The organism is Spirosoma knui (genome assembly GCF_054780635.1).
Map to the genome: position 1 here is coordinate 87055 of NZ_BAAGVY010000016.1, position 11273 is coordinate 98327.

At 42.4% G+C, this 11273-nt stretch carries 10 protein-coding genes; all 10 read left to right on the forward strand.

The features are described 5' to 3' along the window. Positions 1–207 precede the first annotated feature (207 nt). The 10 genes from ACYVIY_RS25425 to ACYVIY_RS25470 all read left to right on the forward strand — a co-directional run bounded on the left by ACYVIY_RS25425 (position 208) and on the right by ACYVIY_RS25470 (position 11266). The gene (locus ACYVIY_RS25425) at positions 208–558 is read left to right on the forward strand and encodes a helix-turn-helix domain-containing protein (RefSeq protein ID WP_460979344.1); all 351 of its coding nucleotides are present in this window, start codon (positions 208–210) and stop codon (positions 556–558) included. A 4-nt stretch (positions 559–562) separates the two neighbouring features. Next, positions 563–1318, forward strand: a complete 756-nt coding sequence (locus ACYVIY_RS25430; protein ID WP_460979345.1) for an ImmA/IrrE family metallo-endopeptidase — start codon at positions 563–565, stop codon at positions 1316–1318. A 22-nt stretch (positions 1319–1340) separates the two neighbouring features. Continuing rightward, positions 1341–1832: a hypothetical protein gene (locus ACYVIY_RS25435; protein WP_460979347.1), complete on the forward strand. Its 492-nt coding sequence runs from the start codon at positions 1341–1343 to the stop codon at positions 1830–1832. A gap of 394 nt (positions 1833–2226) precedes the next feature. Next, positions 2227–3366, forward strand: a complete 1140-nt coding sequence (locus tag ACYVIY_RS25440; protein ID WP_460979348.1) for an SAVED domain-containing protein — start codon at positions 2227–2229, stop codon at positions 3364–3366. A 13-nt stretch (positions 3367–3379) separates the two neighbouring features. Further along, a complete protein-coding gene (locus tag ACYVIY_RS25445; RefSeq protein WP_460979349.1) occupies positions 3380–4564 on the forward strand; it encodes a cyclic GMP-AMP synthase DncV-like nucleotidyltransferase in 1185 nt (394 codons plus the stop codon). Positions 4565–5021: 457 nt separating this feature from the next. After that, entirely contained in the window at positions 5022–6077 is a 1056-nt protein-coding gene (locus ACYVIY_RS25450) for a nucleotidyltransferase domain-containing protein (protein WP_460979350.1), read from the forward strand. 3 nt (positions 6078–6080) lie between these two features. Beyond that, positions 6081–7838 (forward strand): ThiF family adenylyltransferase, encoded by a 1758-nt coding sequence (locus ACYVIY_RS25455; protein ID WP_460979351.1) that lies wholly within the window; start codon positions 6081–6083, stop codon positions 7836–7838. Then, positions 7825–8316 carry a Mov34/MPN/PAD-1 family protein gene (locus ACYVIY_RS25460; RefSeq protein WP_460979352.1) on the forward strand — a complete coding sequence of 164 codons (492 nt, stop codon included), beginning with the start codon at positions 7825–7827 and terminating at the stop codon, positions 8314–8316. The genes ACYVIY_RS25455 and ACYVIY_RS25460 overlap by 14 nt, the downstream gene beginning before the upstream one ends. A 7-nt stretch (positions 8317–8323) precedes the next feature. After that, positions 8324–10114: an SAVED domain-containing protein gene (locus ACYVIY_RS25465; RefSeq protein WP_460979353.1), complete on the forward strand. Its 1791-nt coding sequence runs from the start codon at positions 8324–8326 to the stop codon at positions 10112–10114. Positions 10115–10222: 108 nt separating this feature from the next. Further along, positions 10223–11266, forward strand: a complete 1044-nt coding sequence (locus tag ACYVIY_RS25470; protein WP_460979355.1) for a PDDEXK nuclease domain-containing protein — start codon at positions 10223–10225, stop codon at positions 11264–11266. Positions 11267–11273 lie beyond the last annotated feature (7 nt).

Genomic DNA, 11273 nt, shown 5'->3' on the forward strand with positions numbered 1-11273 from the left:
ATTATTTCATTTCAATAAATTTATAGCTGTAATTACCACTAAATGAGTTACTAGGTTAAATATAATAGCTTTTTGAGCGTTGATTTTATAGCAGTATGCTTTGAACTCTTTGATAGATAATCAAAAATTTAGGGTAAATGTTACAAATGGTGAACTATAAAAAAAATATGTCGTTGTTATTGTAACAAGCTGAGAGGAATACTATGTATGAATGAACTTAAAGTCGTTGGGAATAATATCGCTTATTTGCGCGGTGCCCTGGGGCTGTCTCAGCAGCAGCTTGCTGATTATTTGGGAGTAAACCGAGTTGAGATAAGTTATTTCGAGAATGGCCAACGGTCAGTTCCGAATACTAAGCTAATCAAATTAGCTGATTTAGCTGGAATCAATGTAGGGGATTTATGGGAAGAACAATTCAGTCAAAACGAGCTAGTAGTCAAATTTGCTTTCCGTTCTGATGGATTTGAATTGGATGATTTGCAGATAGTTGCTGATTTTCAGCGAATTGCAAGAACTTACTTACGGTTCAAACTATTGAGTGAACAAAAAGAAATATAAAGGCATGAAATCAGAACTTGAACTAAACATGCAACGAGAAGCACGTCGGTTCCGTCAGGAACAGGGCCTCGGTGATGCTGAGCCGATTGCGGTTCGTGGCTTGTTAGCCAAGTTGAAAGTGATGTCTGTGTTTCGACCACTAAGTGGTAAATTCTCTGGCATGGCTATGCTCCGTGACGAGAGCCGATTCATGCTTATAAATAGTGGTCAATCAATTGGTAGACAAAATTTCTCTATCTGTCATGAGCTTTGTCATCTATTTATACAAAAGCGTACGATTGCTAAGGTTAGCTATGCAGGACGTTTTCCCGAAAAGGATCGTGAAGAGTTGGAGGCTGATTGGTTCGCAGCTCATCTGCTTGTTCCCTCTACTGGGTTATGGGACAGCATTCCTCCAGCCGAATGTTCAAAAGATAAACTAACTATAGGTACTTTCCTGGATCTTCAACACTTATATAAATGCTCCCGGATTGTTTTACTACGAAGCTTAAAAGAAGAAAATTTGATTTCATCGGCTGGTTATGATCGCTTGCTACAGGAAGCGCGTGAACAGCAATGGCTTTACGGATATTCTAACTTTCTTAATAAACGTCAGGATTCTAATAGCCCGGAAGCATCTTACATAATCAGTGATTATGGAAAGCTGGCAAAACAGCTTTACGATAGGCAAACTATAAGTGAAACGGATTACCGAAATGCGCTTTTTGATATAGGCGTAAGCGAAGAACAGCAAAATGACCGGCTGGATGAGGAAAATTGACCTTGTGAGTAAGCGACTGTTAATGGACGCAGATACCATCAGTCATTTTTGTAAAGGACGCTTTTTAGGATATTCAAAATACCTGTTTAACGGGCAAATGTATATTCTGGGTGAGGTTGAAGATGAACTCTGTAACCGACCGAATTCGCCACACCGTAAAGAGGTAATTCAGGCCATACAAGGTGGTGTGTTTATCCGAATGGAAATGCCTAACGAACGAGATATTATGCATGAATACAATGCCCTCAGCAGAACACGTTCTATCGGGGAGGCTGCCTGTTTAGCAGTGGCAAGGTTCGTAAAGGATTATATTGTTGTTACAAATTTACCCTGTCTATCAGGCTATTGTATTCAGCACAGAATAGCCCACACTGATACCGTTGGGCTGTTATTGATTGCTTATTACGAAAGCGTTTTAGCTGATTCAGATTTAGCAGAACTAATTCGCAACGTTAGAAATAATGGTGGACGGTTATCCGATTTTGCCATTCGGCAACTGCCGATTGTCATATAAATGTTAAGTACACAAGTATTGACAAAATTCCATGCAATGAATTGAGCCTATGAACTGAATTTACTTGTAACCAGGTAATTATCTCAGGATAGTTAAAATAAAAAAGGGTTAGGTCAACCGCCAAGTCTCTCTAACCCTTTACCCTTTGGACTACCTAAGTTGATTCCTCCTTTTGAGAAACACACATTGAAAACAGTGTGGTGGAAGTCCTGTTTTCGTTGTAAACGAGCTGCAAACATAGTTGTTGCGCTCTGATCCTCCAAACCAGTGATTTTGATGGAATGGGCCTTAGCCTATACCATTCACTCCTTCCTATAGTTTCTCGCCAAAATTTCCAGTAAGTAAAGGACAGCCAAAGCAGTCCTGCTTATTCGTTTTATTTAATCAGGTAACAATGGCAAAAACTAAGAATCGAAAACCCATTCCTGACCGCATTGTTCGTGAGTTGTGGACCCGTTCTGCAGGTCGGTGTGAGTTTGAGGGATGTAACAAACCGCTTTGGCGGGACATCTATACACAACAGTCATTTAACCATGCCTTTATTGCTCATATAATAGCTGCTGAGGTGGGTGGTGCCAGAGGACATATTGTACTTTCTGAACAACTTTGTCAGAATTACGACAATCTCATGTTGTTATGTGGCGATTGTCATGCCCGCGTGGATAACCCACTTACCCGTAATGATTATTCTGTCGAACGATTACGGCAGATGAAACAACGGCATGAAGACCGAATCGAGCGCCTAACTGATATTCAGGAAGACAAAGCCAGCGATGTACTGTTATTTGGAGCCAATATAGGTGAACATAACTCACCCTTGAGTTTTAGTGAGTGCAGTCGAGCAATAACCCCTGCGTTTTATCCAGCGAATGCCTCGCCAATTGTTCTCAGTCTATCAAACAGCAGCATACGAGATAATGAGGCAATTTACTGGCAATTTGAGCGAACCAATCTGGAAAATCAGTTCGTCCAAAAGGTACAAGCTCGCCGTCAAGCCGGTGAAATCAGACATTTATCCATTTTTGGCTTAGCGCCACAACCTTTATTGATTCAACTTGGGACTCTTCTAGGTGATATTCATCCGTCCGTAGTATACCAACGTAGCCGGGAACCCTCGACATGGCAATGGCGCGAGCCGAATTTGCCCATCAACTACCAAGTAATTGAACCCATTCAGTCGAATGGGATCGCCGTACTGAATGTATCCCTGAGCGGTACTATTGCTTCAAATAGAATCTACGACGTTCTGGGCCCAGATTGTGCAATCTGGACGTTGACGATCTATCAGCCTGACAACGACTATTTACGTACTGAGGAACAACTGGCCGACTTTCGAAGACACATACGTGCTCTTCTAAATCGGATAAAAAGTACACATGGTCAGGGGACCCCTTTGCATATTTTTCCTGCCATGCCTGTAGCAACTGCCATCGAACTCGGTCGTGTTCGCATGCCGAAGGCTGACCCACCATTTGTGATATATGATCAGAATCATCTAACGAACGGGTTTTCTCAAGCATTCATTATTAACTAAATACCTACCGAACATGGTCGTAACACCACCTACTAATTTCAGTAGTATTCTACTGAAAATTGCTCAAACGCTGGACATAACCCCCAGTCAGTATGAAAAAGCCGTTGCTCATTACCAAGCCGTTGGAAGTTGGCTCGACGCAGCCGACTCACCACTGGCCATCTTTAAACCTGCAATTCATCCCCAGGGGTCGTTTCGGTACGGAACAGTCATTAAGCCCCTCTCCAACAGGGATGAGTATGATATAGACATAGTGTGTAGACTTCTAATTAACCGACACACTATATCCCAAAAGAGCCTAAAAAAGCTGGTGGGTGACCGACTGAAAGCTCATAAGGATTATTTGCGCATGCTGGATGAAGAAGGCCGACGATGTTGGCGACTAAATTATAATGAAGCAGAGCGGTTTCATATGGATATACTTCCGGCTATTCCAGACACGTATGACTGGCTGATGCAAGCAGGAGTACCTATCGAATTTGCACAGCATGCCCTTTGCATAACCGATCGCGAAACGTGGGATACGGATATTGACTGGCCAAAGTCCAATCCGGAAGGATATGCCCGCTGGTTTTATTCTCGGATGCGTATTGCATTTGCTCTAGCTCAACAAACAGTTGCCCGTGAGCTACGGATGAAAGTAGAAGATGTACCGGCCTATCGCGTAAAAACAGTGCTTCAGCAGGTCGTGCAGCTATTGAAACGACACCGGGATATAATGTTAGGTGATGATGAGGACAAACCTATTTCAATTATTATCACGACGTTAGCTGCTCAGGCTTATCAAAATGAGTCAGATTTACTTTCCGCATTGAAAACCACGTTAGCAGCTGTTCCTGGCTTAATCCGTTTCGAGCGAGGTGTTTTTGTTATAGCAAATCCAGTTAACCCGCTGGAGAATTTTGCTGACAAATGGGAAGGTAATCCAGGAAAAGCAGAAAAATTTTTCACTTGGTTGAATCAGGCTAAGCAAGATTTTAATAAGCTGGAACAATTACGTGGCCTTCCCACTGTTGCCCTTCAGCTGAAAGCGCAATTTGGCGACGATTTAGTGGTCCGGGCTTTAAATACTCTAGGCGATGAAACACGCCAGATACGGGAATCGGGGAATTTATCTATGGAGCGCGGAACTGGTTTATTATCAAGTGTAGCTGGTGGGGTTAAAGTAGTGAATCACAATTTCTATGGGTCACGATAATAGCCAGCGAGTGCCCTTACCAACGCAGGGTGAATTGCTCTGCCGGGTGATGCCTGGCAGTAAATTTACTCTGCAACGGGATGAACTATGCTGGTGGGGATGGGTCACGCCAAGTCTCATTAGTCTGACCTATAAAATTAAGTTGATCTACCGGATAGGGCGCCGGCCAGCCGTAAAGGTCATAAATCCAGTGCTGTCTACTTTGCCAGATACGAGTCTGCCCCATACTTATGACGGAGCTGAACTATGTCTTTATTTTCCGGATGGAAAGGAATGGCATGACGGAATGCTACTAGCTTATCGGGTGCTTCCCTGGATTTCTGAGTGGCTATTTCATTACGAGATCTGGCTAGTTACCAAAAAATGGAACGGTGGGGGAATTCATTGATCGTACCGAACCAGGTATAACTAGCTGAAAGGCAAGAGGTAAAATTTATACAATCAATTATTTAATGCAATGGCAACAATACAAAATCAGTTTGAGCAGTTTAATAAAACAATTTGCCTAGGGCGCTTCGAGGAAGAAGCAAAGCTCCGTGAAAAGCGCGATATCATTCGCAATAAGTTAAAGACCAACCTTCCGAAAGTTTTCGAAAAGTATGGCGAAGAGTGCCCTGCATTCTGGTTCAGAGACCAGGGGTCTTATGAACTTGGAACAGGGACAATCCCGATTACTGGCGATTTCGACATTGACCAGGGATTATACTTTGAAATTAGTACAGCTGATTATTCTGATCCCGTTGTTCTCAAAAAACGAGTTCATGAAGCTTTAAACGGGCATACGAAAGAAGTCAGAATACGTCGACCTTGTGTAACCGTATTCTACCAGCAAAACGGAGAGTCAATCTACCACGTTGATATAGCCGTTTATTCATCTTGCGTCAGCAATGCTGACCAAAAGGATTATCTGGCTACAGGGCGAGAAAATTCAACGGCTGACCTTCGACAATGGATTGTTTCTAACCCTAAACGTCTTGCGGATTTGTTGATCGGAAAATATAAGGATGCTGGCGAACGTGCTCAGTTTTATCGGATAATACGGTATTTGAAACGCTGGAAGGACGTTCATTTTAATTCGAACGGATATGGTGCTCCTCGTGGAATAGCGCTCACAATAGCCGCCTATACGTGGTTTTATCCTATCTATACAGATCGGATAGCTCAGAAATTTAACGATTTGGCAGCTTTAAAGGCACTGGCTAACAGCATATTAAACAACTTTTATACGATTAGCTGGTCTCCGTCCGTACGGCGAATTAAACTACCCTTACCTGTGGAGCCGAACAATGATTTGTTTGAAAAAATGACCGACAAGCAAATGGAAACATTTGAGCAGGAGCTGAAAGATTTACGCGATTATTTAACGAAAGCAGAAAATGATGCCGATCCGGTAAGCGCCTGTGAATTACTTCGTGACAAATCATTTGGTTCTGATTTCCCAGTGCCCGTAAAAAATCTAACCGCTCAGCGTAACGCTGCTCCAGGAATTATTGGCACTCACGAATCGGCATAATTAATGATTTATTCATCAGCTGAACAACTAACTACTTTACTTGAAGAAGTTATCAAATCGCTTCCCACAAACGGCCTGTGGCACCGTTTAACCCCGGTGCCACAGGCTTATAAGAAACGAGGAGTTGAAGCAGTACTTTCAGGGAATGTTTTAATTGCGGATGAAATGTCAATCGGTATTCATATTGGATTGATGCTTTCGTTTCCGCTCAACTTGCCGCTTATTTTTTTGGATCCTGTCAGGGTATTGGGTAGAATTCCCCATTTAGAAAATGATGGGTACGTCTGTTACATTAAAGGTGATGGTCAGTACCTTAACTACCAAGATCCGATTGCCGTAATTAAGTCTGCTCTGGAAAGGGCTATTGACACATTTGAGAAGGGTTATCGTAAAAGTAATGCCATTGACTTTACCGATGGTTTTGCCGAATACTGGGGACGTCTTGATAAAGCAACTGAATTAAGAAGTGTTATTCAAGCCGACGATAGGGCAAAGGAAGTTTTCTATGCCCTTATTCCGCCAAGTGATAAAAAAGCATTTAGTTATGTTGCCGATGATGAAGCAAGCCTTCGCCAGTTTATTCCACAAGTGCGGAAGCAATCGTTTACCTTTCTAACGGCCTTATTTATACCTTTAAAGGAAGGCACCCTGCTAATTCCCCCCTGGTTCGACGAATGTTGGACATTAGACGACATTAGAGAGGTTTTTGAGCAAAATACAACGCAGGAAACTCAACAATTTGTTAAAAAGGCAATACGCAAATTTAAGTCAGCCGAGTTGGTTGTTTTTGCATTACCACGCCCAAAAGGTGGATTCGCACTTTTTGGTATGCGATTTACGGGTATCCAAAATGCACACCCACTTATCAGGGGATCAAAAGTTAAACAAATTCTTCCGATTGATATTGAACGGCTAGATCGGGCTTATGTAACACCTCGTAGTGGAGGAGTATTATCACTAAATAATAAGCATATTGCCCTAGTAGGGTGTGGAGCTATAGGGAGTTACATAGCAGTAGAATTGGCAAGAGCTGGTATCGGGAAATTCACGTTTATAGATTCAGATATCCTTACGTTTGACAACGTCTACCGCCACGCTGTTGGACAATATGCCGTTGGTCTACCAAAGGTAACTGCGTTAAAAAATGATATTGAAAGACGTGTTCCCTATGTTGACATTCAGACAATTCCCAAAAGAATCGAATCATTACTAACTGCGAAAAAATTTGATCCATCCCACTATGACGCTATTGTTATGGCTACGGGTGAACCTACGATCAACTTGTATATGAACGAATGGCTTCTCCAGCAAAAAACGAATGTACCTGTCCTGTATTCCTGGTTAGAACCATATGGCATCGGCGGACACTGTCTCCTGCGAAACGACCCCAGTAAACCAGGGTGTTTACAATGCCTTTATCAACTAACAGACGAAGGAAATATTGAAAACAGAGCCTCTTTTGCCAACCCAGGACAATCTTTTTTAAAAGACATAGCAGGATGTGGTAGCTTATTCACCCCTTTTGGTTCACTTGACGTGGCTCGTACCGCTACAACAGCTTCGCAACTACTAATCAATGCACTACTTGGTGAATCGGATAACTTACTTGTTTCATGGAAAGGTGATAGTCAAGCTTTTTTAACTGCTGGTTATCAATTAGCAAATCGCTATTTGGTTGATGAATCTGCCTTGCAGGAACAACAAACTCAATTTCAACGGGCTGATTGCCCAGTATGTGGGCATAATCATGATAGAGCTTGAAGCACAATCATTTCTTCGAACTACAGGTAATGGTAAGTTTAAAATAACTTCAGCAGTCATTCATCTTATGAATACGTATGCTCAATTACGACCACATCAGTCAGAGGCTGGTGGCATATTATTAGGCCGTTTTATCTTGGAAACTGAAGACGTTGTCGTTGACGAAGTAACGGTACCTGTATTGAGCGATTGGCGTCATCGGACTGGATTCCGCCGATCCAACAAACCTCATCAGAAAATCTTGAATGATTCATGGTCTAGTTCTGACGGCACTTGCAACTACCTTGGAGAGTGGCACACGCATCCAGAACCAATTCCTAGTCCATCTGGTCGAGATTTGAAAAGCTGGAAGGAACAGCTAATTAAAGGCCACCAAATTAACAAGACCTTATTTTTTGTTATCGTTGGCACGCAACAAATTACTGTATGGGAAGCCAAGCACTCTCCATTTTCGTACCAACAACTGAAAAAAATCTAACCTTCTTATGGCAACCTATACCAACATATTACTGATAAAACAGCAATCTACGTTGCGCGCTATTGACAACACCGAAATTCTTTCTGTATTAGCTGAGGATGAACATAAACTCCCTCGTGAAATTGTTGATGTTGACATGCGTCCATTTTCTATTGAAGGAGGTATCTGGGATGATTCACAACAGTATATACTTCAAAAGGCTAGAGAAATTAAGCAGAAGGCGGATGAACAAGGGGGGGGTAAACTGTTATATTTTGGTCTGGCGGAGATTCCACATGTGATCGCTCTGGGAGCCTATATCAGTGACCAACGTCGATTCGAAGTTTACGATTTCCATCGGGATGCCAGCGAAAATCCATGGACTTGGCCAGCTTCAAAATCGAACTTGAAAGTAAAAACCTTGGGTTTGCCGACTGAAGCTGTTACGTATAGTGGTGCAGCCGTGATGAGGGTTGAGATTTCAGCCTTGATTAGCGACGAAAGCATTGAAGCCGTTATCGGTAAAGACCGGTTAGCTGATGTGCGAATTCAAGTAGATGGTGAACGTTCTCCCTCAGTTGCTAGTATAGTACGCTCGGCTGACGATGTACAAAAAATTAGGGAAGAGTTCAGGCAGGCTTTAGCCGCACTGATCCATCAACGCCCAAGTGTTGAGCTAATTCATTTGTTTGTTGCCGCCCCGGCTCCGGTCTGTTTTGTAATTGGTCAAGAGTTGCATCTGCGTAATAATGTTCCCGTTCAAACGTATCGCTTTCGGCAACCAGAGGGGCAACGCAAAGCAATTCTTCTAACCGCAGAAGGAGCAAATGCGGCATCGGTAGTACTTACGAGTGATGAACAAGATCGTGCCCGACATATTCGTGAGAATATATTTACCAAAGTACTTGCCCAAATTCAACAATATGCCATAAACAAACAGGATGCTGCGCGTGGGAAGACTCGAAAATGGTATGAACACTTAGACTATCATACAAACTTATCTAAGGCCCATCCTTTTCCGCAATTGCCACCGATCTGGGAAGTCGTAATTCAAAAAGATACCATAGACCCATTACCTTATCCGGGTAATGAGTACACCAATCTAAGAAATCAATGGAAGTTAAGCGATTCATTGTTAATTGGATTAGATAAAGCCTGTAAAGACGAAGAGGAATTAGAGCAATTAATCCGATTATTTTTCTTTCACGAATATGTACATGGACATCATTCGTTGAATAAGTTTACGGTTAAGGATATCGGTCGGTTTGAAAATTGCTTAGAAGAGTTAGACTATATGGCCGATTTGTATGCGCTCATTCATCAGCTGGATTATGTTAAAATGAATTCGGTAAATACAGTAAAGAACCGAGAAGATGATTTTTTAGCCGAGCAGCTTGATTTGATTTTACGCTCTACTTGGGCATTTATTCCTGGTAAAGTTGTTCCCCGTCTACAAGTTCGTTCTGTCCGTCGATTATTAAATTGGTATTGGCGGCACATTCAGGTTGAGCGAGCAGAAAGTTTGAATGTTGCCTTGCAAACGTTAGCAAAGGCACCGGCTATTGAATTAGTTGGTCCGAAAATCGCCATTAGTCCTGGTCGTATATTTATGCAAATGGATGAGGTAGAGTCACAAGTTGAGTTAGCACTCGGAGTCGTTTTAGAGAATGCCAAATTCTATCGTCGAGAGGATGCCGTTAATACGAACTTGAGAAAACTCCTAGAAGCCTTTTACAATCGGGACCATGAAGCAATCAAGTTATTTTTCGAGGCTATTTTTGAAGGCGCAAGTCAATTAGGTGGGGCTTTATCAAAGTGATTATCACGAAAAGGAGTTTACTTTTATATACTTAGCCATCGTATTGTATAAAGAGTAACGAAAACTTATTTCCCTTTTCGACTTTTCCGATCAGCTTTTCAAAACTACATGAGTCCAGTCATACTTGGTTCTGATCCCCTACTTAATGATTTACGTAGTCTCATTGCCCAATCGCGCCATCAAATAGCCTCGGTTATTAATTCGGAAATTACTACGCTCTACTGGGCTATCGGGAAACGAATCAATGAGGACATATTAAATCAGGGTCGAGCTGAATACGGGAAACAGACGATTCGCCGGCTTAGTGAGCAGTTGATTGCCGAATTCGGTCGAGGGTTTAGCGTGGCCAATTTGACTAATGCTGTTGAACTAGCCCGATTATATCACGATCCCCAGATTGTTCAGACAGTGTCTGAACAATTCAGTTGGTCTCATTTCGTCACGTTTGTAACCATCAAAGATGAGTTAAAACGTGACTTTTACATGCAGATGGCTCGATTGGAGCGGTGGAGCGTACGAACGCTCCAGAAGAAGTTGGACGGTATGCTTTATGAACGTACAGCGATTTCGCGGTTACCTGAAGAAACAATAAGGCAAGAGTTAGCCCAGTTGCAGAACGATAATCAACTCTCAGCAGACTTAGTTTTTCGAGATCCCTATGTACTAGACTTTTTAGGACTAGAGAATAACTACTCTGAACAGGAACTGGAAGATGCTATTTTGTCAGAGCTACAAAAATTTATCATAGAGTTAGGAAGTGACTTTGCCTTTATGGCCAGGCAAAAGCGCATTGTTATTGACGGAGAAGATCACCGAATTGACTTATTGTTCTATCATCGACGATTACGGAGACTCGTTGCTATTGACCTAAAGCTAGGTCGCTTCAAGGCGGCATATAAAGGTCAAATGGAACTCTATCTGGGGTGGTTGAAACAGTATGAAATGCTAGAAGGCGAAGCTTCGCCGATTGGCCTAATTCTGTGCGCCGAGAAAACACGGGAGCATATTGAACTGATGCAATTGGACAAAGGCGACATACGAGTCGCTGAATATCTAACCCATCAGTTGCCAACCACCATATTGGAGCAAAAACTACACTTAGCTATTGAGCAAGCTCGTCAACGATTAGACTACCCGGCGAATGAGGAGTAAAGCCAAG